We start from the raw sequence: 24027 nt of genomic DNA, 5'->3' as shown, positions 1-24027 counted from the left end.
CTCAGGCGCGCGCCAGCGCGCTGGCGGTGAGCGGGCTGTCCGCCGGCCACAGGTCGGCCCGGTGGCCGTGTCGCCATACCGCCTCGCAGGCCGCGGCCATGGCGGGGCGACCGGCCGCCAGCGCGGCGCCGATCATGCCGGCCAGCACGTCGCCCGTGCCCGCGCTGGCGAGCCGGGCGCTGCCGGTGGTGTTGATCACGGGCGTGGTACCCGGTGCGGCCACGACGGTGCCCGAACCCTTGAGGACGACCGTCGCACCGAAGCGCTCCACGAGCCGATGCGCGGCACGCAGCCGGTCGGCTTGCACGTCGGTCGCGCTCACGTTCAGCAGCCGCGCCGCTTCCAGGGGATGGGGCGTGAGCACAGTGGCGCGGTTCGCCCGCGTGCGTGCAACGAGCAGGGTCCGCAAGACGTCTTCGCCTGCGATGGCATTGAGCGCGTCGGCATCGAGCACCAGCGCACGGGCTGTCCCTATCACTTGCGCCAGAAGATCGCGCACCGCCGACCCGCCGCCGCAGCCGCAAACGACCGTCATGGCGCTCAAGTCCAGCGTTTCCGGACGCCGGAACATCAGCTCGGGCTGCACGAGGTCGAGCATGGCGAGTTGGGTGTCGAGCGGGGCGACGAACACGCGCCCGGCGCCGGCGTTCAAGGCTGCGGAAGCCGCAAGCAAGGCAGCGCCGGCCATGCCGGGCGCGCCTCCGATCACGGCCACGTCGCCGTAGCTCCCTTTGTGGGAAGCGTGCCGCCGCGCTTGTTCGGACGGTGTGCCGGACAGGCAAGCCGCGGCTTGCTCGGCAGCTGGTGCGATGCCGAGGTCGTCGAACCACACCTCGCCGGTCGCATCGCGGCCCTGGCCCGTGAAGAGACCCGGCTTGAGCGTCAGCAGGCTCAAACAGGTACGCCGGACCCCTGCGGGCGCTGGCGGGAATTCCATCGACAGCACGCCGGTGTCGGCATTCAGGCCCGAAGGCGTGTCGACGCTGAGCACGGCCGCGGAGCCGGCGTGCATGCGGCGCAGCCAGTCGGCCATCAAGCCCTTGGGCGGGCGCGCGGAGCCGATCCCGAGCAAGGCATCGATGGCGAGATCGGCATGCTGCGGCGGCGCATCCGCGAAGCGCACGCCGGCCTCGCGTGCGCGTTGCAGCGAAGCGCGCGCGTCGGCCGGCAGGCGGCTGTCGTCGCCGATCCGCGTGACAACCGCCGCGAAACCGCGCTGCTGCAACTGCGCCGCCGCCTCGAAGCCATCGCCGCCGTTGTTGCCGGGCCCGCAGGCGACCCAGATCGTGCGCGCGTGGGGCGCAATCGCCATCGCCAGGCGCGCAACTGCCAGGCCTGCTCGCTGCATCAGCGTGTGCGGCGGGAGAACGGCCGCGGCCGCCTGTTCGATCCGCCGGGAGGCCGCGACATCGAACAGCGGGGCGGCGGTGGCGGCGGTGATGCGCTGCATGGACGCTTCTGCTTCAGTGTTGCAGCAGGCGTTCGATACCCAGGCCTTCGAGGTCGACACCCGCGTCGCGGCCACCCATCATGTCCGCCAGAACGCGCGCGCTGCCGCATGACAGGGCCCAGCCGCTCGAGCCATGGCCGAGATTGAGCCACACGCCGGGTATGCCGCTCGGCCCGATGATGGGCGGTCCGTCCGGCAGCATCGGGCGCGCCCCTTTCCATTGCTGAACGCCGGCCTGCAGGGTGACAGCACCCGGAAACCAGTCGTGCAGCACCTTGTAGAGCGTTTGCAGCGCGGTGGGGTGCATCGCGCCGAGCGAACCGCCGAGCTCGGCGCTTCCGGCCACCCGCACGCGCAGGCCGAGGCGGGAGATCGCCACCTTATAGCGCTCGTCCATCACGGCGCTGCGCGGTGCGTTGAGCGGTTCGCGGATATTGGCGCTGATCGAATGGCCGTAGACCGGCGCGAGCGGAATGCGCAGGCCGAGCGGCCGCAGCAGATCGGCCGAGGCCACGCCGGCGCACACCACGACCGCGTCGAAGCGATGGCCCTCCGATCCGCTCGCAAGCGAGAGCTCGGTCGGCGCCGCGCGCTTCAGCGGCGCGAGGTCGCAGTTGAAGTGGAACTGGGCGCCCAGCGCTTCGGCCTCCCACTTGAGCAACAGTGCGAACTGCCGGCAGTTGGCGACCTCGTCCTCCGGCAGGTAGATGGCGCCGGCAAGCGGGGTGTCGGCGCTGAGCGCGGGCTCGATCTTGCGGGCCTCGTCCGCATCCACCTCGCGGAAGCTGCTGCCTGCCGCTCGCAGTACCTCCAGGCCGGCTTGAACGAGCTTCTTCTCGCGCTTGGAACGAAGCAGCACCAGGTAGCCGTCGGCACGTTCGTAGCTGAGCTCGCGTGCCTCGGTGATCTCGTGCAGCCGTGTGCGGCTGTAGAAGGCGAGGCGCTGCATGCGCGCGCGGTTGCTCAGGTAGGTTTCGAGCTTGCAGGCGCGCTGCCAGTGCGCCATCCAGGACAGGTCGCGCCGCGACAGCGGCCAGCGCAGCTTGATGGCGCCGTGCGTGGAGAGCAGCGAGCGCAGCACCTTGCCCCGCATGCCCGGGCCGGCCCAGGGCGTGACATAGCCCGGTGCGACCACGCCGGCATTGGCGAAACTGGATTCCTCTGCGGCGGCGCCGCGGCGCTCGAAAACGACCACTTCGTGCCCGTCCGACGCCAGCTCCCAGGCTGTGGTGACGCCGATGATTCCGGCGCCCACGATCGCGATTTTCATTCGATTCTTTGCGGTGAAATGTATGCCGGCGCCTGCCTGCGATGTGCAGGGCCGCTAGTGCTGTCGTTGTAGCTCGCGTTCGGCCTGCAGTGCGATCGCGAGCAGCGCGTCGTCGTGTAGGGCGCCATGCCAAAGCATGAGGCCGACGGGCAATTCGCCGTCGACGTGGCAAGGCAGCGAGATCGCACAGCCGTCGAGCATGTTGACGACCGACGGGTTGCGCAGAAGCAGCGCGTTGATGCGGAAAAAGGCCTCGTCGCGTTCTGCGCCGGGCGCCACGCTGGCGATGGCCGGCGCGCTGATCGGCACGGTGGGCGAGAGCACGGCGTCGAAGGGCGCGAGCGCCCGTTCCATGCGGGTGATCCAGTCCCGGCGTGAGTGGACCAGGTCGATGTACTCGTGAGCCTTCATGGTCGCGCCCTTGAGGATCCGCTGCGCCACCCGCGGGTCGTAGCCGGCGCCGCTGCGCTCCAGCAGCAGGCGGTGCCAGGCGTAGGCCTCGGCTGCGGAGAAGCCGCCGGTGGCATTGATCGAGCGCAGGTCGGCCAGTTCAGGCAGCGCGACCTCGTCGATGCGGGCACCGGCAGCGTGCAGCGTCCGTATCGTGCGCTCGAAGGCGCTTGCCACTGCGGGCTCGATTTCGTCGAAGAAGAGATCCTTGACCACTGCCAGCCGGTAGGCGGACAGCGGTGCGGTGCCGGCGGTGACGCGCCGGGCGGCGAGGATTTCGTGCGCGGCGATCGCATCGCGCACCGAGCGCGTCATGGCGCAGACGGTGTCGAGCGTGGTCGACAGCGGCAGCGCGCCGTCCGCCGGCACCAGCCGCGCGGTGTTCTTGAAGCCGACGATGCCGTTGAGCGCGGCCGGGATGCGGATCGAGCCGCCGGTGTCGGAGCCCAGCCCGATGAAGGCGGCGCCGCTCGCCACCGAAACCGCAGCCCCGGACGACGAGCCGCCCGGGATGCGCGGCGTTGCGGCATCGCTCGCGTTGGCCGGCGTGCCGTGGTGCGGGTTGACGCCCACGCCCGAGAAGGCGAACTCGGTCATGTTGGTCCGGCCGATGAGCGCGCCGCCGGCAGCGCGCAGGCGCGCGACCGCCGGGGCGTCCGCCTTGGCCGCCGGCGCATGGGCCAGCACCACCGAGCCGGCCGGCGTCGGCTGGCCGCGCAGGTCGAACAGATCCTTGGCGGAAAATGCAAGACCGGCCAGGCGTTGCTGCGGGCTAGCGGATGCCGCAGCATGGCGCGCCTCGTCGAACAGGGTGCGCGTAAAAACGTGCCGGCAGGCCGGAGACTGGGCCTGCGCAATGGAGTGCTCCATTTCGGTGCGCGCATCGGAGGCGCCCGCCAGCAGGGCGAGGCGGGTGGCGTGCAGGTCAGGGCGCATGGTGAGGGTGGCTACAGAGGAGGGGATGGGGTGGTGCGTGCTATACTCCTTGGGTTTCGCCATGGGCATTTTCCCGAGGCGAGATGCATCCGCAAACCAGCCCATTCAAGGTGTTGTGAACCTCTCTTCCTTCGAAGGAAGGTGCACAAAACGGGCTGGATTTTAGACCCAACCTTTGGAGTTATTTCTATGTCGACGACCATGCGCGAAATGCTGGAAGCCGGTGTCCATTTCGGTCACCAAACGCGCTTCTGGAACCCCAAGATGGCCCCGTACATCTTCGGCCATCGCAACAAGATTCACATCATCAACCTGGAAAAGTCGCTTCCGATGTTCCAGGAAGCGATGAAGTACGCCAAGCAGCTCACCGCCAACCGCGGCACCATCCTCATGGTCGGCACCAAGCGCCAGGCCCGCGAGATCGTGGCGGCCGAAGCCCGTCGCGCCGGCGTGCCCTTTGTGGATACCCGCTGGCTCGGCGGCATGCTGACCAACTTCAAGACCGTCAAGACCTCGATCAAGCGCCTGAAGGACATGAAGGCCCAGCAGGAAGCCGGCCTCGACAGCCTGAGCAAGAAAGAGCAGCTCACCTTCACCCGCGAGATCGAGAAGCTCGAGAAGGACATCGGCGGCATCCAGGACATGACCTCGCTGCCCGACGCCATCTTCGTGATCGACGTGGGCTTCCACAAGATCGCCGTGGCCGAAGCCAAGAAGCTCGGCATCCCGCTGATCGGCGTGGTCGATTCCAACCACTCGCCTGAAGGCATCGACTACGTGATCCCGGGCAACGACGACTCGTCCAAGGCCGTCACGCTGTACGCCCGCGGCATCGCCGACGCGATCATCGAAGGCCGCGCCAGCGCGGTCAGCGACGTGGTGAAGGCCGTGGCCGAAGGCAGCGGCGATGAATTCGTCGAAGTCGAAGAGGGTGCTTCCGCCTGATCTGCGCTCTCGCGAGCCTGAAGAAGGGGCTTTGTTGCCCCTTTTTTTTAACTTGATTTTCGCGGCGCCCGGTGCCGGCCGCCGCAACTGACAAACCGAACGGAGAAACGACATGGCAACAATCACCGCAAGCATGGTCGGCGAACTGCGCGCAAAGACCGACGCCCCGATGATGGAATGCAAGAAGGCCCTCACCGAGGCCGACGGCAACATGGACAAGGCCGAAGAGCTGCTGCGCATCAAGCTCGGCAACAAGGCCGGCAAGGCCTCGGGCCGCATCACGGCGGAAGGCGTGGTCACGGCGTTCGTCGGCGGCGACGCCGGCGCGATGATCGAAATCAATTGCGAAACCGACTTCGTCACCAAGAACGACAGCTTCCTCGCCATGGCCAATGCCGCGGCGATGCTGGTCGCCAAGCACAACCCGGCCGACCTGGCCGCGCTGGGTGCGCTGCCCTACGAACAGGACGGGTTCGGCCCGACGCTGGAAGACGTGCGCAAGGGCCTGGTCGGCAAGATCGGCGAGAACATGAGCTTCCGCCGCTTCAAGCGCTTCGCCGGTACGGCCAAGCTGGCCTCGTACCTGCACGGCACGCGCATCGGCGTGATGGTCGAGTTCGAGGGCGACGACACCTCGGCCAAGGACGTTGCGATGCACATCGCCGCGATGAAGCCGGTGGCCATCTCCAGCGCCGACGTGCCGGCCGACCTGATCGAGAAAGAGCGTGCGGTCGCCGCCGGCAAGGCCGAGGAAGACCGCAAGGCCGCCGAAGCCGAAGGCAAGAAGCCGCAGCCGGCCGACATCGTGGCCAAGCGCATCGAAGGCGGCGTTCAGAAGTACCTGAAGGAAGTCTCGCTGCACAACCAGGCTTTCGTGAAGAACGACAAGCAGACGGTGGAGCAGATGCTCAAGGCGGCGAACACCTCGATCAAGGGCTTCACCCTCTACGTGGTCGGCGAAGGCATCGAGAAGAAGGTCGACGACTTCGCGGCAGAAGTGGCGGCGCAGGTCGCTGCGGCCAAAGCGGCAGCCTGAGCGCCGCCCCAGGCGACGGCGCGCACTGCGTGCCGCCGCTTTCTCGCAATCACGTTTTACACTCGCCCCGCCAACCCCAAAGGAACCCACCCATGTCCGACACCCGACCAGCCCACAAGCGGATCTTGTTGAAGCTGTCGGGCGAGGCCTTGATGGGTGACGACGCCTTTGGCATCAATCGGGCGACCATCGTGCGCATGGTCGGCGAGGTGGCCGAAGTGGTGAACATGGGGGTCGAGGTCGCCGTCGTGATCGGCGGCGGCAACATCTTCCGCGGCGTGGCCGGCGGCTCGGTGGGCATGGACCGCGCCACCGCCGACTACATGGGCATGCTGGCGACCGTCATGAACGCCCTGGCGCTGGCCGATGCGATGAACAAGCAGGGCCTGATCGCCCGCGTGATGTCCGCCATCGCGATCGAGCAGGTCGTGGAGCCCTACGTTCGCCCCAAGGCGCTGCAGTACCTCGAAGAGGGCAAGGTCGTGATTTTCGCGGCCGGCACCGGCAACCCCTTCTTCACGACGGACACGGCGGCAGCGCTGCGCGGCGCCGAGATCGGCGCGGAGCTGGTGCTCAAGGCCACCAAGGTCGACGGTGTCTATACCGCGGACCCCAAGAAGGACCTGAGCGCGACGCGCTACTCGCGCTTGAGCTTCGACGAAGCCATCGCGCAGAATCTCGGCATCATGGACGCCACGGCCTTCGCGCTGTGCCGCGACCAGAACCTGCCGATCAAGGTGTTCTCGATCTTCAAGAACGGCGCGCTCAAGCGCGTCGTGATGGGCGAGGACGAGGGCACGCTGGTGCATGCCTGAAGAGGACCAAGAAGATGACCATTGCCGAAATCCGCGATGCGACCGACACCAAGATGAACCAGTCGCTCGCCGCATTCCAGAACAACCTGACCAAGATCCGCACCGGCCGCGCCAATCCGGCGCTGCTGGACTCGGTCCACGTCGAGTACTACGGCTCCTCGGTGCCGCTCTCGCAGGTGGCGAACGTGTCGCTGCTCGATTCGCGCACCATCAGCGTCCAGCCCTGGGAAAAGGGCATGGGCGCCAAGATCGAGAAGGCGATTCGCGAAAGCGACCTCGGCCTGAATCCCGCATCGATGGGTGACCTGATCCGCGTGCCGCTGCCGCCGATGAGCGAAGAGCGCCGCAAGGAGATGACCAAGCTGGTGCGCAACGAGGGCGAGACCGCCAAGATCGCGACCCGCAACCTGCGCCGCGACGCCAACGATGCGATCAAGAAGCTGGTCAAGGACAAGCTGGCGTCCGAGGACGATCAGAAGCGGGCCGAGGCAGAGATCCAGAAGGTGACCGATCGCCACATCGGCGAGATCGACCGGTTGGTGGCGGCCAAGGAAGCGGAGATCATGGCCGTCTGATGACAACGTCGCCTGCCATACCCCACCACATTGCCATCGTCATGGATGGCAATGGCCGCTGGGCCACGCGCCGCTTTCTGCCGCGCGTCGCGGGGCACAAGCAGGGCGTCGAGTCCTTGCGCCGCTGCGTCAAGGCCTGTGTCGATCGCGGCGTCGCGGTTCTCACCGTGTTCGCCTTCTCCTCCGAGAACTGGAACCGGCCCGTGGAGGAAGTTTCCGGGCTGATGGACCTGATGGTCGGTGCGCTCGGCCGCGAGGTGCCGAAGTTGAGCCATGACGGCGTGCGGCTGCATTTCATCGGCGAACGCGGAGGCCTGTCCGAAAAAATCGCCGCCGGCCTGCTGCAGGCGGAGGCGGCGACGGCCCACAACACCCGGCTGGTGCTCAATGTCTGCTTCAACTACGGCGGCCGCTGGGACATCGCGCGCGCCGCGGCCCAGCTCGCCGCGCGCGGCGAACCGCTGACCGAGGCCAACCTCGATGCGGCGATGGCGCTGTCGCACGTGCCGGATCCCGATCTGTTCATCCGTACCGGCGGCGAGCAGCGGCTGTCGAACTTCTTGCTGTGGCAGAGCGCCTATGCCGAGCTGTTCTTCAGCGATCGCCTCTGGCCCGAGTTCGACGAGGCCGCCCTCGACGAAGCCATTGCCGCCTTCCAGCGCCGCGAGCGCCGCTTCGGCCAGACTTCCGCGCAGGTCGCGGGCAACGCATGGCGCGATCCGCAGGCAGCCTGAGCGAATGCTCAAACAACGCATCATCACTGCGATCGTCCTGCTGGCGATCCTGCTGCCGGCGCTTTTCTATCCGTCGCATGTGCCCTTTGCCTGCGTGATGCTGGCGCTGATTGCCGCCGCGGCCTGGGAATGGGGGCGGCTCAACGGCTATGGGCCGAGGTTGTCGCTGTTCGTGGGACTCGAGACGCTCGTGCTTTGCGCCCTGTCCTGGTGGCTGGGACTGCTGGATCAGTCGCTGCTGCCGGTCTGGATCTTCGCCAGCGCCGCCTGGGTGCTCGGCGGGGCGGCGCTGCTGCGCGTCGCCGTGCCGGGTTGGCCGCGCGTCCCGAGAGGGTTGCGCCTGGTCGGCGGGTTGCTGGTGCTTTGGGTCGCGTGGCTTGCTGTGGTCAAGGCCCGCATGGTCGGCATCAATTTCCTGCTGTCGATCCTCGTGCTGGTGTGGGTGGCCGACATCTTTGCGTACTTCGCGGGGCGCGCCTTCGGGCTCAGGTTCACGCGCAACAAGCTTGCGCCCACCATCAGCCCCGGCAAGAGCTGGGAGGGTGTCTGGGGCGGCATGGCCGGCGTTCTCGTTCTGGCCCTGGCCTGGGTCTGGGCCGACGCAGCCGCCCAGCCCGTGGTGGCCAGCCTCTACACGCGGCTGGCCGAGCGCGGATGGTGGCTGCTGCTGATCGGCGTGGTGTTTCTGGCGGCGATGAGCGTGGTGGGCGATCTGGTTGAGTCGCTGATCAAGCGCAGCGCTGGCGCCAAGGACAGCAGCGCCCTGCTGCCGGGCCACGGCGGCGTGCTCGATCGCGTCGACGCCTTGCTGCCGACGCTGCCCATTGCCATGATGTTGGCTTTCCTGTGAACACGAAAAGACAACGCATCACGGTGCTCGGCTCGACCGGCTCGGTCGGCGCCAGCACCCTCGACGTGATCGCCCGGCATCCCGAGCGCTTCGAGGTGTTCGCGCTCTCGGCCGCGACCAAGGTCGACGAACTGCTGGCCCAGTGCGTGCAGTTTTCGCCGAGGTTCGCGGTCATGGCGAGCCCCTCGCATGCCCGGCTGCTGGCCGACAAGCTGAAGCTGAGCGGCCTGCCCACGCGCGTGCTGCAGGGCGCGGACGCCATCGAGACGATCGCCTCGCACGAGGAATGCGATGCCGTGATGGCCGCCATCGTCGGCGCGGCCGGGCTCGGACCCTGCCTCGCGGCTGCCCGCGCCGGCAAGCGGCTGCTGCTTGCCAACAAGGAGGCCCTGGTGGTCGGCGGCGAGCTGTTCATGCGCACGGTGCGCGAGGGCGGGGCGACGCTGCTGCCCATCGACAGCGAGCATTCGGCGATCTTCCAGTCGCTGCCGGAAGATCCGGCCACCTGGCCGCGGCGCATCGACAAGATCATCCTGACGGCATCCGGCGGCCCGTTCCGGACCCGCTCGCCCGATACGCTCGGCACCGTGACGCCCGAGCAGGCCTGCGCGCATCCGAACTGGGTCATGGGTCGCAAGATCTCGGTGGATTCCGCCACGATGATGAACAAGGCGCTCGAGGTGATCGAGGCGCGCCACCTGTTCGGCGTGTCGCCCGAGCAGATCGAGGTCGTGATCCATCCGCAGAGCGTGGTGCATTCGATGGTGCAGTTCACCGACGCCTCGGTGATCGCGCAACTCGGCACGCCCGACATGCGGGTGCCCATCGCGGTGGGGCTGGCCTGGCCCGAGCGCATCCAGAGCGGTGCCGCCAGGCTCGATTTCCGGCAGATGGCGGCGCTGACTTTCGATGCGCCCGACGCGCTGCTGTTCCCCGGCCTCGGGCTCGCCTGGCAGGCGCTGCGCGCTGCCCCCGGCACGACCGCAGTGCTCAATGCGGCCAACGAGGTCGCGGTCGAAGCATTCCTGCATCATCGCCTGCGCTTCGACCGCATCCATGCGGTGAACATGGAAACTTTGGAGGCGGTGCTGCCCTCCAACCCGGCATCGCTGGCCGACCTGCTGGCACTAGACGCCAGCGCCCGGGCTGCTGCCAACGCCGCAGCGCTACGCTTCGCAGCCTGACTTTTCCATACGCCGGGGGTCCCCATGCTCACAGTCGTTGCCTTCATCGTCGCGCTCGGCTTGCTGATCGCGGTGCACGAGTACGGCCACTATCGGGTGGCGGTCGCATGCGGGGTCAGGGTGCTGCGCTTTTCGATCGGCTTCGGCAAGACGCTGTATCGCTGGCAGCCCAAGCGCCAGCACCCCGGCCAGGACACGGAGTTCGTGATCGCCGCGTTCCCCCTCGGCGGCTACGTGAAGATGCTCGACGAGCGCGAGGGTCCCGTGGCACCCGAGGAGCGGCACCGCGCCTTCAACACCCAGCCGCTGCGTTCGCGTGCCGCCATCGTCGCCGCCGGCCCGATCGCCAATCTTCTGCTGGCGGTCGTGCTCTACACCGCGGTCAACTGGATCGGCGTCGAGGAGCCGGTCGCGAAGCTGGCCCGGCCGGTGGCCGCTTCGCTGGCCGAGCAGGCCGGCTTGCGCGGCGGCGAGCACATCACGCGCGCCGGTTTCGACGGCGACCTGGAGCCCGTGCAGTCCTTCGAAGACCTGCGCTGGCGCATGACGCGCGGCGCGCTCGACGGCCGCGATCTGACGCTCGAAATCGCAGGGGAGGGCACCCGGTCTGCGCGCGAGATCGTGCTGCCTCTGAGTCGCATCGAGGCCAAGGATGCCGACGCGCAAATGTTCCGCAAGATCGGCGTGGTGGCACCGCTGACGCGACCCGAGATCGGCGAGGTGATGGCAGGGGGCGCCGCGGAGCGCGCGGGCCTGCGTCGCGGCGACGTTGTGCGCTCGGTTGGCGGCATGGCCATCGTCGACGGCCAGCAATTGCGCGATGTCATCCGCGCCTCGGTCGATGGCGGTCAGCCGCGCGCGCAGACCTGGGAGATCGAGCGCGGCGGTCAGATGCTTCGCATCGAAGTCACGCCGGAGGTGCGCGACGAAGCTGCGACCAAGGTCGGCCGCGTCGGCGCCTATGTCGGTGCGCCACCGGAGATGGTGACGGTGCGGCTGGGCGTGGTGGATGGCGTCTGGCGCGGCGTGGTCCGCACCTGGGAGGTGTCGGCACTCACCGTGCGCATGATGGGCAAGATGCTGATCGGCGAAGCCTCGATCAAGAACCTGAGCGGGCCGTTGACGATCGCCGACTACGCGGGCAAATCCGCCAGCATGGGTCTCACGCAATACCTGGTGTTCCTCGCGCTCATCAGCGTGAGTCTCGGCGTGTTGAACCTCATGCCGCTGCCGGTCCTCGATGGAGGGCACCTGATGTATTATCTTTGGGAGGGCCTGACCGGTAAGAGCGTCTCCGATGCATGGATGGAACGGCTCCAACGCGGGGGTGTCGCGTTGCTGCTGGTCATGATGTCGATCGCACTCTTCAACGATGTGACTCGACTCTTTGGTTAACTTTCTGCCGGCCCATTCCGCGCCGGCTCAATTCACAGATGAACAATAAATTCAGTCGCTTTCGCCTGCGCAGCGTTGCCGCGGTGGTCGCCAGTGCACTCGCTGCCACGGCCGCCTGGGCCGTCGAGCCCTTCACGGTACGCGACATCCGGGTCGAAGGCCTGCAGCGGGTGGAGCCCGGCACCATCTTCGCTTCCCTGCCGCTGCGCGTGGGCGACACCTACAGCGACGAGCGCGGCAGCGCTGCCATCCGTGCGCTGTTCGACCTCGGTCTCTTCAAGGACGTGCGCATCGACGTCAGCGGCAACGTGCTGGTGGTCATCGTCGAGGAGCGCCCCACCATCGCCGACGTCGACTTCGTGGGCACCAAGGAGTTCGACAAGGCCGCGCTGCAGAAGGCGCTGCGCGAAGTGGGCTTGGCCGACGGCCGCCCCTACGACAAGGCCCTGGCCGACCGCGCCGAGCAGGAGCTCAAGCGCCAGTACGTCAGCAGGAGCCTGTACAACGCCCAGGTCGTCACCACCGTCACGCCCATCGAGCGCAACCGAGTCAACCTCACCTTCACCGTGACAGAAGGCGAGCCCGCGCGCATCCGCGAAGTGCGCATCGTGGGCAACAAGGCCTTCAGCGAAGGCACGCTGCTGGATCTCTTCGACCAGGACGCGGGCGGCTGGATGAGCTGGTACACCAAGAGCAACCAGTACTCGCGCGCCAAGCTCAACGCCGACCTGGAGACGCTGCGCTCCTACTACATCACGCGCGGCTACCTGGAGTTCCGCATCGACTCCACGCAAGTGGCGATCTCGCCGGACCGCCAGGACCTCGCGATCACGGTGAACCTCACCGAGGGCGAGAAGTTCGTGGTGGCCGGGGTCAAGCTGGAGGGCAACTACCTCGGGCGCGAGGAGGAGTTCAAGTCGCTGGTGACGATCCGGCCCGGGGAGCCCTACAACGGCGAGCTGGTGACGGAGACCACCAAGGCCTTCACCGACTACTTTGGCACTTTCGGCTATGCGTTCGCGCGGGTGCAGGCGGAGCCGGAGATCGACCGCAGCAACAACCGGGTGAGCCTGACGCTGAAGGCGGAGCCCTCGCGGCGGGTGTACGTGCGGCGGGTGGCCATCGGGGGCAACAACCGCACGAGGGACGAGGTGATCCGGCGCGAGTTCCGCCAGTACGAGGCGTCGTGGTACGACGGCGACAAGATCAAGCTGTCGCGCGACCGGGTGGACCGCCTGGGCTTCTTTACCGAGGTGAACGTCGAGACGCAGGAGGTGCCGGGCTCGCCGGACCAGGTCGATCTGGCGATCAATGTGGCGGAGAAGCCGACAGGCACGCTGCAGCTGGGTGCGGGTTTTTCGAGCGCCGAGAAGGTGTCCTTCACCTTCGGCATCGCGCAGGAGAATGTCTTCGGCTCCGGCAACTACCTGGGGCTGCAGGTCAACACCAGCAAGTACAACCGCGCGCTCTCGCTGACGACCACGGACCCCTACTTCACGAAGGACGGCATCTCGCGCACCTTCGGCATCTACCACACGACCACGCGGCCCTACTACAGCGTCGACGGCGACTACCGGCTGGTCAATGAAGGCGCCACCATCAAATTCGGCGTGCCGTTCAGTGAAGTCGACACGGTCTTCTTCGGCATCGGATTGGAGCGCTACCGCTTCGACCCGGGCGGAAATGTCGCCTTCCTGACGCCGCAGTCGTACCGCAACTACTTCGGCTGCAGCACCAGCGCGTCGGGTCTTGTCACCGGCTGCACCAACGACAGCGTCTGGGGCGTGCCGTTGACCGTCGGCTGGTCGCGCGACGACCGCGACAGCGCCCTGGTGCCGACCCGCGGGCGCCTGCAGCGCGCCAACCTCGAGGTGGGCGTGGGCGGCGACATGAAGTACCTGAAGACCAACTACCAGTACCAGCAGTTCTTTCCGATCAGCAAGCAATACACCTTTGCGATCAACGGCGAGGTCGGCTACGGCAAGGCGTACGGCGGCAAGCCATACCCGATCTTCAAGAATTTCTACGCCGGCGGCCTGGGTTCGGTCCGCGGCTTCGAGCAGAACTCGCTGGGACCTCGCGATGTTCCGCTGCTGGGGCAGACCGAAGGCGCTGCGCTGGGCGGCACCAAGAAGGCGATCTTCAACGCCGAGCTCAGCACGCCGTTCCCCGGCGCCGGCAACGACCGCACGCTGCGCCTCTACGGCTTCTTCGACATCGGCAACGTGTTTGGCACGCGGGACGCCTTCTCGACCGACGCCCAGTGGAAGGCTGCGAAGAAGCTCCGCGCCTCCGTCGGCCTGGGCATCAGCTGGATCTCGCCGCTGGGCCCGCTGCGCCTGGCTTACGCCATCCCGGTCAGGAAGCAGGATGAAGACCTGACCGACCCGTTGCATCCGATCCCGAAGGATAGAATTCAACGCCTGCAATTCCAGATCGGAACCTCTTTCTAATGAATCCATTGCTTCGTGCCGCCGGTGCGCTGCTGATCCCCGCCTTCGCCCTCATGGGTGCGCCCGCGCACGCGCAAGAAACTTTCCGCATCGGTTTCGTCAATCCCGATCGCGTATTGCGTGAAGCGCAGCCGGCCAAGGCCGCGCAGGCGAAGCTCGAGTCAGAGTTCCTGAAGCGCGAGAAGGATCTGACGGCGCAGGGCGAGGCGCTCAAGGCGGCATCCGAAAAGTTCGAGCGCGAGGCGCCGACGCTGTCCGAAAGCCAGCGCGTGGCCCGCCAGCGCTCCCTGGTCGATCAGGATCGCGATTTCCAGCGCCGCCGCCGCGAATTCCAGGAAGACCTCAACGCACGCAAGAACGAAGAGCTGCAGCAGGTCTACGAACGCGCCAACCGCGTGGTCAAGCAAGTGGCCGAGGCCGAGAAGTACGACGCGATCCTGCAGGAGGCGATCTACATCAATCCGAAGCACGACATCACCGAGAAGGTGATCAAGGCGCTGAACGCGTCCACTTCTGCCGGCGGCAAGTAGCGCCGCGAATTGGCGTGGCACTGCGGCTAGGCGCAATCGTTGAAGCCCTCGGGGGCGAACTGCAGGGGGACCCCGCGTTGTCGATCGAGCGGCTTGCGCCGCTGGCGACGGCGCAGGCCGATGCGCTCAGCTTCCTGAGCCATCCCAAGTACCGCAAGGAACTCGCCGCCTCGCAGGCCGGCTGCGTCATCGTGTCGCCCGCCATGCGAGAAGTCGCGGTCCAGCGCGGCGCTTTCATCGTGACCGCCGACCCGTACCTTTATTTCGCGCGGCTGACCCAGCTCTGGAAGCAGTCTCACGCCAGGCCGGACAGCGCGCGCATCCATCCGAGCGCGGTAATCGACCCCGACGCGCAGATCGACCCCAGCGCCCGCATCGGCGCGCTGTGCGTGGTCGAGCGCGGCGCGCGCATCGGGGCGCAGACAGTGCTGAAGTCCAGGGTGACGGTGAGCGAGGACTGCGTCGTCGGCGCGCGCTGCCTGCTGCATCCGGGCGTGGTGATCGGGGCCGACGGCTTTGGGCTCGCGCCGCACGAGGGCGCCTGGGTCAAGATCGAGCAGCTCGGCGCGGTGCGCATCGGCGACGACGTGGAGATCGGCGCCAACACCTGCATCGATCGCGGAGCGCTCGAGGACACCGTGATCGAAGATGGCGTCAAGCTCGACAACCTGATCCAGATCGGTCACAACGTCCGCGTCGGCAAGCACACCGCCATGGCGGGCTGCGTCGGCGTGGCGGGCAGCGCGGACATCGGTGCGAACTGCACCATCGGCGGCGGCGCGATCGTGCTCGGCCACCTGAAGCTGGCCGACGGGGTGCATATTTCGGCCGCGACGGTGGTGACCCGGTCCATTCTCAAGCCCGGCCAGTACACCGGCGTGTTTCCCATCGACGACAATGCCGCCTGGGAGAAAAACGCCGCCACGCTCAAACAACTGCACGCTCTGCGCGAGCGCCTGAAGGCGCTTGAAAAACCGGCGATGCAAGACAGAAAATCATGACGCTCGACATCCATCAGATCCTCAAACTGCTGCCGCACCGCTACCCCTTCCTGCTGGTAGACCGCGTGCTCGAGATGGAAAAGGGCAAGCGCATCACCGCGCTCAAGAACGTGACCATGAACGAGCCGTTCTTCAACGGCCACTTCCCGCACCGTCCGGTGATGCCCGGCGTGCTGATGCTCGAGGCGATGGCACAGGCCGCCGCCTTGCTGTCCTTCCATTCGCTGGACATCGTGCCGGACGACAACACCGTGTACTACTTCGCGGCCATCGACGGCGCGCGCTTCAAGCGCCCGGTGGAGCCGGGCGACCAGCTCACGCTCGAGGTCGAGATCGAGCGCATGAAGGCCGGCATCTCGAAGTTCAAGGGGCGCGCGCTGGTCGGCAGCGAGCTGGCGTGCGAGGCCACCCTGATGTGCGCGATGCGCCAGATCAATTGATCGTGCTCGAGGCATGACGCAGGTTCATCCGACGGCCATCGTCGACCCCCAGGCCGAACTCGACCCGACGGTCAGCGTCGGCCCCTATGCCGTGATCGGCCCGCACGTGCGGGTCGGCGCCGGCACCACGATCGGGTCGCATTGCGTGATCGAGGGCCGCACCACCATCGGCCGCGACAACCGCATTTTCCAGTTCGCATCGCTGGGTGCCGTCCCGCAGGACAAGAAGTACGCGGGCGAACCGACCGAGCTCGTGATCGGCGACCGCAACACGATTCGCGAGTTCTGCACCTTCAACATCGGCGTGCCGGGTGCCGGCGGCGTGACGCGCGTGGGCAGTGACAACTGGATCATGGCCTACACGCACATCGCGCATGACTGCCGGGTCGACGACCACACCACGCTCGCCAACAACACGACCCTCGCGGGCCACGTGCACCTGGCGGACTGGGTGACGGTGGGCGGTCTGACCGGCATCCACCAGTTCGTCTCGGTCGGCGCCCACGCGATGATCGGTTTCGCCAGCGCGGTGGCGCAGGACGTGCCGCCCTTCATGCTGGTCGACGGCAACCCGCTCGCAGTGCGCGGTTTCAATGTAGTCGGCCTGCGTCGCCGCGACTTCTCCGCCGCGCGGATCGGGGCGGTGAAGCAGATGCACCGGCTGCTCTACCGCCAGGGCAAGACGCTTGAGGAAGCGCGCGCAGGGATCGCGGCGCTGGCCGTCGAGGTGCCCGAATCCGCCGCCGACGTCGCGCTGATGAGCGGCTTCCTGTCCAGCGCCACGCGCGGCATCGCGCGCTAGGTCGCTCATGTCCGACACACAGCGGCAGTTCGCACTGGTCGCAGGCGAGCCCTCGGGCGACCTGCTGGCCGGGCTGCTGCTCGACGGCCTGCAGGCGCGCTGGCCGGCCATGAAGGCAATCGGCATCGGCGGCCCGCAGATGCTCGCGCGCGGCTTCGAAAGCTGGTGGCCGCAGGAAAAGCTGGCCGTGCGGGGCTATGTCGAGGTACTGCGCCATTACGCCGAAATCGCCGGCATCCGGCGCCAGCTCCGCGCCAGGCTGGTGCTCGAGCGGCCCGAACTCTTCATCGGCGTCGATGCGCCGGACTTCAACCTGGATCTCGAGGCCGCCTTGCGGGCCAGCGGCATGAAGACCGCGCATTTCGTTTGCCCTTCGATCTGGGCCTGGCGCCCGGAGCGCGTGCAGAAGCTGCGGACGGCGGCCGACCATGTGCTGTGCATTTTTCCGTTCGAGCCCGCGCTGCTGGCCGAACACGGGATCGAGGCAAGCTACGTCGGCCATCCGATCGCCAATGTGATCCCGATGACGCCCGACCAGGCCGGCGCACGCGCCTCGCTCGGACTGGACGCGCAAGCGCCGGTGGTCGCCTTGCTGCCGGGCAGCCGGCGTTCGGAGATCCGCTACCTCGCCGCCAGATTCTTCGAGGCCGCCGCGCTGATGCAGCGTGCCCGGCCTGAACTCCAGTTCATCGTGCCCGTGCTGCCGGGCCTCCGGGACCAGGTCGAGCAGCTGCTGCAGGCCAGCGGCATGGTCGGCCGCGTGAAACTGCTCGACGGCCGTTCGCACGCCGCGCTCGCGGCCTGCGACGCCACCCTGATCGCCAGCGGGACCGCGACGCTCGAAGCCGCGTTGTTCAAGCGGCCGATGGTGATTGCCTACAACATGAACATGCTTTCGTGGGCACTCATGCGCCGCAAGCAGCTGCAGCCCTGGGTGGGCCTGCCGAACATCCTGTGCAGCGAATTCGTCGTGCCCGAGCTGCTGCAGGACGCGGCGACCCCGCAGGCGATGGCCGATGCGACGCTCGCCTGGCTCGCTTCCCCGGACAAGGTTCACGCCTTGCAACAACGTTTTTGCGCGCTGCATGCCGAATTGCAGCGCGATACGCCGACACTGTGCGCCGATGCGATCCAGAAAGTTCTTGAAGGCTGAGCAGGCCAGGCTGGCCTGGGACGCGCCCGGGCTCCTGGCCGGCGTCGACGAGGCTGGCCGCGGGCCGCTGGCCGGGCCGGTGGTGGCCGCGGCCGTGATCCTCGACGACCTGCGGCCGATCCGCGGCCTGGCCGATTCGAAGACCCTGACCGCACTGCAGCGCGAGCGCCTGAACGACCAGATCCTGGCCAAGGCGCTGTGCTGCTCGGTCGCCCACGCCAGTGTCGAGGAGATTGACACCCACAACATCCTGCAGGCCACGATGCTGGCCATGCGGCGGGCGGTCGAAGGCCTGCGGCTCAAGCCGGCCAAGGTGCTGGTCGACGGCAACCGGCTGCCCACGCTGGACGTGCTGGCCGAGGCCGTCATCGGAGGCGACGCGCGGGTGAAGGCGATCTCGGCCGCTTCGATCCTGGCCAAGGTGCACCGCGACCGGCTCTGCCAGGAACTGCACGCCGAATTCCCGCACTACGGCTTCGCGGGCCACAAAGGCTACGGTACGCCCGAGCATCTGGAGGCGCTGCTGCGCCACGGCGCTTGCGTGCACCACCGCAGATCCTTCAGCCCGGTCGCTGCCGTGCTCGCACGCGGGCAGGGGCAAGCGGAGCCCATGACGGCCGCGATGCTGAGCGAGATGGTCGCGGAAACCGCCCAGCTCGAGGTGCGGATCGCTCAATGACCGCGGACGAGGTCAGCCACATCACGTCGCGGGACAACCCGCTCCTGAAGGAATTGCGCAAGCTGGCGCACGACCCGGGTGCTTACCGCAAGGCGGGCCGGGTCTGGCTGGAAGGCGATCACCTGTGCCGGGCGGCGCGCGAGCGCGGCGTCCGGCCGGCCGTGGCGGTCTTTGCCGAGTCGCTGTGGCCTTCGGCGCGCTCCGAATGGAGTGGCGTGGCGGCCAAGACCATGGTGCTGGCCGATGCCTTGCTCGCCGGCGTGAGCGGCCTGGAGTCGCCCGCGCCGATGGGCTTCGTGCTCGATCTGCCGGCGCGACCGCCGGTCGCCCCCGATGCGCCCACGGTGGTGCTCGACCGCCTGCAGGACGCCGGCAATGTCGGATCCATCCTGCGCAGCGCGGCGGCCTTCGGCTTCGGCCAGGTGATCGCGCTCAAGGGCACGGCTGCACTGTGGGCGCCCAAGGTGCTGCGCGCCGGCATGGGCGCGCATTTCGGGCTGCGGCTGATCGAGGGAGCGGGCGTAGAGACGCTCGATGCGCTGGCCGTGCCCTGGATCGCCACCAGTTCGCACCGCGGCGACTGGCTGCATCGCACGCAGCTGCCGTACCCGTGCGCCTGGTTGATGGGGCATGAAGGGCAGGGCGTTTCCGACATTCTGGAGGCGCGCGCGGCGCGGCACGTGCGCATCGCGCAGCCGGGCGGCGAGGAGTCGCTCAACGTCGCGGCGGCGGCGGCGATTTGCCTGCACGCGAGTGCCGCCGCGGCCAAGGGATAAGCCCGCGCCGGCTATAATCAAGGGCTTTCCCGCTCACACCCCGCCCACAGCGCACGCAAGCCAACTCCTCGACGAAAGTCGCAGCCCAAAGTCACTTCTTGGGTTCGCTTTGGGCGTCATCCATCCGGAGATCCCAGTGCTTTTGTCTCTCAAGGGAAATTTCCCGCCCGCCATCCTGGCGCTTGCAGACGGCACGGTCTTTCTCGGCAACTCGATCGGCGCCCAAGGCGCCACCACCGGCGAAGTGGTGTTCAACACCGCCATGACCGGTTACCAGGAAATCCTGACCGACCCGAGCTATTGCCAGCAGATCGTGACCCTCACTTATCCGCACATCGGCAACTACGGCGTCAACGAGGAAGACATCGAGGCCGACAAGATCCATGCCGCGGGCCTGATCATCAAGGACCTGCCGCTGATCGCGTCCAACTTCCGCAAGACCGCCACGCTCACCGACTACCTGGTGCGCGGCAACACGGTCGCCATTGCGAACATCGACACGCGCAAGCTCACGCGCCATCTGCGCACGAACGGTGCCCAGAACGGCTGCATCCTCGGCCTCGCTGCGGGCGAAGCCGTGACGCAGGTGCTGATCGACAAGGCAGTGGCCGCTGCCAAGGCCGCGCCCAGCATGTCCGGCCTCGACCTCGCCAAGGTCGTGTCGGTCAAGGAAACCTACGAGTGGACGCAAACCGAGTGGAAGCTCGGTGCGGGATACGGCGTGCAGATCACGCCCAAGTTCCACGTCGTCGCTTTCGACTACGGCGTCAAGAAGAACATCCTGCGCATGATCGCCCAGCGCGGCGCGCGCATCACGGTGGTGCCGGCCCAGACGCCGGCGGCCGACGTGCTCAAGCTGCGTCCGGACGGCATCTTCCTGGCCAACGGCCCGGGCGATCCCGAGCCCTGCGACTACGCCATCGAGGCGACGCGCGAGCTGATCGAAACCGGCATTCCGGTCTTCGGCATCTGCCTGGGCCACCAGATCATGGCGCTCGCCTCCGGCGCGAAGACCTTCAAGATGAAGTTCGGCCACCACGGCGCCAACCATCCCGTGAAGGACCTGGACAACGGCCGCGTGAGCATCACGAGCCAGAACCACGGCTTCGCGGTCGACGAAAAGACCTTGCCCGCCAACCTGCGGCCGACGCACATCAGCCTGTTCGACAACACGCTGCAGGGCCTGGCGCGCACCGACCGGCCGGCCTTCTGCTTCCAGGGCCACCCGGAGGCCTCGCCCGGGCCGCACGACATCGGCTACCTGTTCGACCGCTTCACGGCACTCATGCAAAGTCACAAAGAAGGACAGAAGAATGCCTAAGCGCACCGACCTCCAAAGCATTCTCATCATCGGCGCCGGCCCGATCATCATCGGCCAGGCCTGCGAGTTCGACTACTCCGGCGTTCAGGCCTGCAAGGCACTGCGCGAGGAGGGCTACAAGGTCATCCTGATCAACAGCAACCCCGCGACGATCATGACCGACCCGGCCACGGCCGACGTCATCTACATCGAGCCGATCACCTGGCAGACGGTCGAAAAAATCATCGTCAAGGAGCGCCCCGACGCCATCCTGCCGACCATGGGCGGGCAGACCGCGCTCAATTGCGCACTCGACCTCTGGCGCAACGGCGTGCTCGACAAGTACAAGGTCGAGCTGATCGGCGCCACGCCCGAGGCGATCGACAAGGCCGAAGACCGCCTGAAGTTCAAGGACGCGATGACCAAGATCGGCCTGGGCTCGGCGCGTTCGGGCATCGCCCATTCGCTCGACGAGGCCTGGGCGGTGCAGAAGACCGTCGGCTTCCCGGTGGTGATTCGCCCCAGCTTCACGCTCGGCGGCACCGGCGGCGGCATCGCCTACAACCCGGAGGAGTTTGAGACCATCTGTAAGCGCGGCCTCGAAGCCTCGCCGACCAACGAGCTGCTGATCGAGGAGTCGCTGCTCGGCTGGAAAGAGTACGAGATGGAAGTGGTGCGCGACAAGGCGGACAACTGCATCATCGTCTGCTCGATCGAGAACCTCGACCCGATGGGCGTGCACACCGGCGACTCGATCACGGTCGCGCCGGCCCAGACCCTGTCGGACAAGGAATACCAGATCCTGCGCAACGCCTCGCTGGCGGTGCTGCGCGAGATCGGCGTCGACACCGGCGGCTCGAACGTGCAGTTCTCGATCAATCCGAAGGACGGCCGCATGGTCGTGATCGAGATGAACCCGCGCGTCTCGCGCTCATCGGCGTTGGCCTCCAAGGCCACCGGTTTCCCGATCGCCAAGGTCGCCGCCAAGCTGGCCGTGGGCTATACGCTCGACGAGTTGCGCAACGAGATCACCGGCGGCGCCACGCCGGCGAGCTTCGAGCCCAGCATCGACTACGTGGTCACGAAGATTCCGCGTTTCGCCTTCGAGAAGTTCCCGCAGGCCGATTCGCGTCTGACGACCCAGATGAAGTCGGTGGGCGAGGTGATGGCCATGGGCCGCACTTTCCAGGAGTCGTTCCAGAAAGCGCTGCGCGGCCTGGAAGTCGGCGTCGACGGCCTCAACGAGAAGACGCAGGATCGCGAAGTGCTCGAAAAAGAGCTCGGCGAGCCCGGCCCCGACCGCATCTGGTACGTCGGCGATGCCTTCGCCATGGGCCTCTCCGTCGATGAGGTTTTCGCGCTGACCAAGATCGATCCGTGGTTCCTGGTGCAGATCGAGGAGATCGTGAAGATCGAGCTCGAACTCGAAACCAAGTCGCTCGACGACATCGACAAGAACACCTTGCTCGCGCTGAAGAAGAAGGGCTTCTCGGACCGCCGTCTCGCCAAGCAGCTCAAGACCACCGACACCGCGATCCGCGAGAAGCGCCGCGCGCTCGGCGTGCGTCCGGTCTACAAGCGCGTCGATACCTGCGCGGCCGAATTCGCAACCAACACCGCCTACATGTACTCGACCTATGAGGACGAGTGCGAAGCCGCGCCGACGGACAGGAAGAAGATCATGGTGCTCGGCGGCGGTCCCAACCGCATTGGCCAGGGCATCGAGTTCGACTACTGCTGCGTGCACGCCGCGCTCGCGATGCGCGAAGACGGCTACGAGACCATCATGGTCAACTGCAACCCCGAGACCGTCTCGACCGACTACGACACCAGCGACCGCCTGTACTTCGAGCCGCTCACGCTCGAGGACGTGCTCGAGATCGTCGACAAGGAAAAGCCGACCGGCGTGATCGTGCAGTACGGCGGCCAGACGCCGCTCAAGCTCGCGCTCGACCTCGAAGCCAACGGCGTGCCGATCATCGGCACCAGCCCCGACATGATCGACGCGGCCGAAGACCGCGAGCGTTTCCAGAAGCTCTTGAACGAGCTCCACCTGCGCCAGCCGCCGAATGCGACCGCGCGCACCGAGGCGGAAGCGCTCGAGAAGGCCGCTCAGCTCGGCTATCCGCTGGTGGTGCGCCCGAGCTATGTGCTCGGCGGCCGCGCGATGGAGATCGTGCACGAGCAGCGCGACCTCGAGCGCTACATGCGCGAAGCCGTCAAGGTCAGCAACGATTCGCCGGTGCTGCTGGATCGATTCCTGAACGACGCCGTCGAATGCGATGTCGACTGCCTGCGCGATGCCGAGGGCAACACCCTGATCGGCGGCGTGATGGAGCACATCGAACAGGCCGGCGTGCACTCGGGTGACTCCGCCTGCTCGCTGCCGCCCTACAGCCTCAAGGCCGACACCGTGGCCGAACTCAAGCGGCAAAGCGCAGCCATGGCCAAGGCGCTCAATGTCGTCGGCCTCATGAACGTGCAGTTCGCGATTCAGGAGAAGAACGGCCAGGACGTCATCTACGTGCTCGAAGTGAATCCGCGCGCCTCGCGCACGGTCCCCTACGTGAGCAAGGCCACCGGCATCCAGCTGGCCAAGGTGGCGGCGCGCTGCATGGCGGGCCAGTCTCTGGCTTCGCAGGGCGTCACGCGCGAAGTCACGCCGCCGTACTTTAGCGTCAAGGAAGCGGTGTTCCCCTTCGTCAAGTTCCCCGGGGTGGACACCATCCTCGGCCCTGAGATGAAGTCGACCGGCGAAGTGATGGGCGTGGGCAAGACCTTCGGCGAGGCCTTCGTGAAGTCGCAACTCGGCGCCGGCACGCACCTGCCGAAGTCGGGCAAGGTCTTCATCTCGGTCAAGAACAACGACAAGGCACGCGCGGTGGAAGTGGCGCGCGGCCTGGCGGCGCTTGGCTTCGAACTGATCGCGACCAAGGGCACCGCCGCTGCCATCAACGCGGCCGGCATCGCCTGCGCCGTGGTGAACAAGGTCACCGAGGGCCGCCCGCACATCGTCGACATGATCAAGAACAACGAGATCGCGCTGGTCATCAACACGGTGGAAGAGCGCCGCAATGCGATCACCGACTCGCGCCAGATCCGCACCTCGGCGCTGCTGGCCCGCGTGACCACCTTCACCACCATCTTCGGTGCCGAAGCCGCGGTCGAAGGCATGCGGCACATGGACGAACTCGACGTGATCTCGATCCAGGAGATGCACGCGCAGCTCGCGCAGCTCCCGCTCGCCTGAGGC

Annotated in this window: 21 protein-coding genes; 18 read left to right on the top strand and 3 right to left on the bottom strand. The window is 67.1% G+C overall.

The genetic code is table 11. The annotated features are described in order from the left end of the window. Nucleotide 1 precedes the first annotated feature (1 nt). From AC3A6B_RS12985 to AC3A6B_RS12975, 3 genes are read right to left on the bottom strand one after another with little or no spacing between them, the layout of a single operon-like run. A complete protein-coding gene (locus tag AC3A6B_RS12985) occupies nucleotides 2-1450 on the bottom strand; it encodes an NAD(P)H-hydrate dehydratase (protein WP_487837110.1) in 1449 nt (482 codons plus the stop codon). A gap of 13 nt (nucleotides 1451-1463) precedes the next feature. After that, nucleotides 1464-2720, bottom strand: a complete 1257-nt coding sequence (locus AC3A6B_RS12980; RefSeq protein ID WP_487837109.1) for a D-amino acid dehydrogenase — start codon at nucleotides 2718-2720, stop codon at nucleotides 1464-1466. A gap of 54 nt (nucleotides 2721-2774) precedes the next feature. Then, complete coding sequence (locus tag AC3A6B_RS12975; protein WP_487837108.1) at nucleotides 2775-4106, bottom strand: amidase; 1332 nt, start codon at nucleotides 4104-4106, stop codon at nucleotides 2775-2777. 189 nt (nucleotides 4107-4295) lie between these two features. Here AC3A6B_RS12975 and rpsB point away from each other — a divergent pair, with 189 nt between their 5' ends. The 18 genes from rpsB to carB all read left to right on the top strand — a co-directional run bounded on the left by rpsB (nucleotide 4296) and on the right by carB (nucleotide 24024). Next, complete coding sequence (gene rpsB / locus AC3A6B_RS12970; protein ID WP_487837107.1) at nucleotides 4296-5051, top strand: 30S ribosomal protein S2; 756 nt, start codon at nucleotides 4296-4298, stop codon at nucleotides 5049-5051. Between the two features lie 112 nt (nucleotides 5052-5163). Next, complete coding sequence (gene tsf / locus AC3A6B_RS12965) at nucleotides 5164-6087, top strand: translation elongation factor Ts (protein WP_487837106.1); 924 nt, start codon at nucleotides 5164-5166, stop codon at nucleotides 6085-6087. Between the two features lie 92 nt (nucleotides 6088-6179). Beyond that, nucleotides 6180-6902, top strand: coding sequence for a UMP kinase (pyrH, locus tag AC3A6B_RS12960; RefSeq protein WP_487837105.1), 723 nt, complete (start codon nucleotides 6180-6182; stop codon nucleotides 6900-6902). A 14-nt stretch (nucleotides 6903-6916) separates the two neighbouring features. Further along, nucleotides 6917-7477, top strand: a complete 561-nt coding sequence (gene frr, locus AC3A6B_RS12955) for a ribosome recycling factor (protein ID WP_487837104.1) — start codon at nucleotides 6917-6919, stop codon at nucleotides 7475-7477. Continuing rightward, on the top strand, nucleotides 7477-8211 hold the full coding sequence (gene uppS, locus AC3A6B_RS12950) for a polyprenyl diphosphate synthase (protein WP_487837103.1): 735 nt from the start codon (nucleotides 7477-7479) through the stop codon (nucleotides 8209-8211). The genes frr and uppS overlap by 1 nt, the downstream gene beginning before the upstream one ends. Nucleotides 8212-8215: 4 nt before the next feature. Then, nucleotides 8216-9061 (top strand): phosphatidate cytidylyltransferase, encoded by an 846-nt coding sequence (locus AC3A6B_RS12945; protein ID WP_487837102.1) that lies wholly within the window; start codon nucleotides 8216-8218, stop codon nucleotides 9059-9061. Next, entirely contained in the window at nucleotides 9058-10245 is a 1188-nt protein-coding gene (gene ispC / locus AC3A6B_RS12940) for a 1-deoxy-D-xylulose-5-phosphate reductoisomerase (RefSeq protein ID WP_487837101.1), read from the top strand. The genes AC3A6B_RS12945 and ispC overlap by 4 nt, the downstream gene beginning before the upstream one ends. A 24-nt stretch (nucleotides 10246-10269) precedes the next feature. Then, the gene (rseP, locus tag AC3A6B_RS12935) at nucleotides 10270-11640 is read left to right on the top strand and encodes an RIP metalloprotease RseP (protein ID WP_487837100.1); all 1371 of its coding nucleotides are present in this window, start codon (nucleotides 10270-10272) and stop codon (nucleotides 11638-11640) included. A gap of 38 nt (nucleotides 11641-11678) precedes the next feature. Next, entirely contained in the window at nucleotides 11679-14093 is a 2415-nt protein-coding gene (bamA, locus tag AC3A6B_RS12930) for an outer membrane protein assembly factor BamA (protein ID WP_487837099.1), read from the top strand. Further along, entirely contained in the window at nucleotides 14093-14623 is a 531-nt protein-coding gene (locus AC3A6B_RS12925) for an OmpH/Skp family outer membrane protein (RefSeq protein WP_487837098.1), read from the top strand. The genes bamA and AC3A6B_RS12925 overlap by 1 nt, the downstream gene beginning before the upstream one ends. Before the next feature lie 14 nt (nucleotides 14624-14637). After that, nucleotides 14638-15624, top strand: coding sequence for a UDP-3-O-(3-hydroxymyristoyl)glucosamine N-acyltransferase (gene lpxD, locus AC3A6B_RS12920; protein ID WP_487837097.1), 987 nt, complete (start codon nucleotides 14638-14640; stop codon nucleotides 15622-15624). Beyond that, a complete protein-coding gene (fabZ, locus tag AC3A6B_RS12915) occupies nucleotides 15621-16064 on the top strand; it encodes a 3-hydroxyacyl-ACP dehydratase FabZ (RefSeq protein ID WP_076997069.1) in 444 nt (147 codons plus the stop codon). Before lpxD ends, fabZ begins: the two co-directional genes overlap by 4 nt. Before the next feature lie 13 nt (nucleotides 16065-16077). Then, nucleotides 16078-16866 (top strand): acyl-ACP--UDP-N-acetylglucosamine O-acyltransferase, encoded by a 789-nt coding sequence (gene lpxA, locus AC3A6B_RS12910; RefSeq protein ID WP_487837096.1) that lies wholly within the window; start codon nucleotides 16078-16080, stop codon nucleotides 16864-16866. A 7-nt stretch (nucleotides 16867-16873) separates the two neighbouring features. Then, on the top strand, nucleotides 16874-18019 hold the full coding sequence (lpxB, locus tag AC3A6B_RS12905) for a lipid-A-disaccharide synthase (protein WP_487837095.1): 1146 nt from the start codon (nucleotides 16874-16876) through the stop codon (nucleotides 18017-18019). Continuing rightward, nucleotides 17991-18698: a ribonuclease HII gene (gene rnhB, locus AC3A6B_RS12900; protein ID WP_487837094.1), complete on the top strand. Its 708-nt coding sequence runs from the start codon at nucleotides 17991-17993 to the stop codon at nucleotides 18696-18698. Before lpxB ends, rnhB begins: the two co-directional genes overlap by 29 nt. Beyond that, complete coding sequence (locus AC3A6B_RS12895) at nucleotides 18695-19474, top strand: TrmH family RNA methyltransferase (RefSeq protein ID WP_487837093.1); 780 nt, start codon at nucleotides 18695-18697, stop codon at nucleotides 19472-19474. Before rnhB ends, AC3A6B_RS12895 begins: the two co-directional genes overlap by 4 nt. A 136-nt stretch (nucleotides 19475-19610) precedes the next feature. Continuing rightward, nucleotides 19611-20795 (top strand): glutamine-hydrolyzing carbamoyl-phosphate synthase small subunit, encoded by a 1185-nt coding sequence (gene carA / locus AC3A6B_RS12890; RefSeq protein ID WP_487837092.1) that lies wholly within the window; start codon nucleotides 19611-19613, stop codon nucleotides 20793-20795. Continuing rightward, nucleotides 20788-24024 carry a carbamoyl-phosphate synthase large subunit gene (carB, locus tag AC3A6B_RS12885; protein ID WP_487837091.1) on the top strand — a complete coding sequence of 1079 codons (3237 nt, stop codon included), beginning with the start codon at nucleotides 20788-20790 and terminating at the stop codon, nucleotides 24022-24024. The genes carA and carB overlap by 8 nt, the downstream gene beginning before the upstream one ends. The last annotated feature ends 3 nt before the right edge of the window (nucleotides 24025-24027 follow it).

It is taken from the genome of Variovorax sp. Soil_C_33, assembly GCF_057656935.1.
Note: the sequence above shows the minus strand (reverse complement) of the source record. Positions and strands in the feature narration are given on the sequence as shown.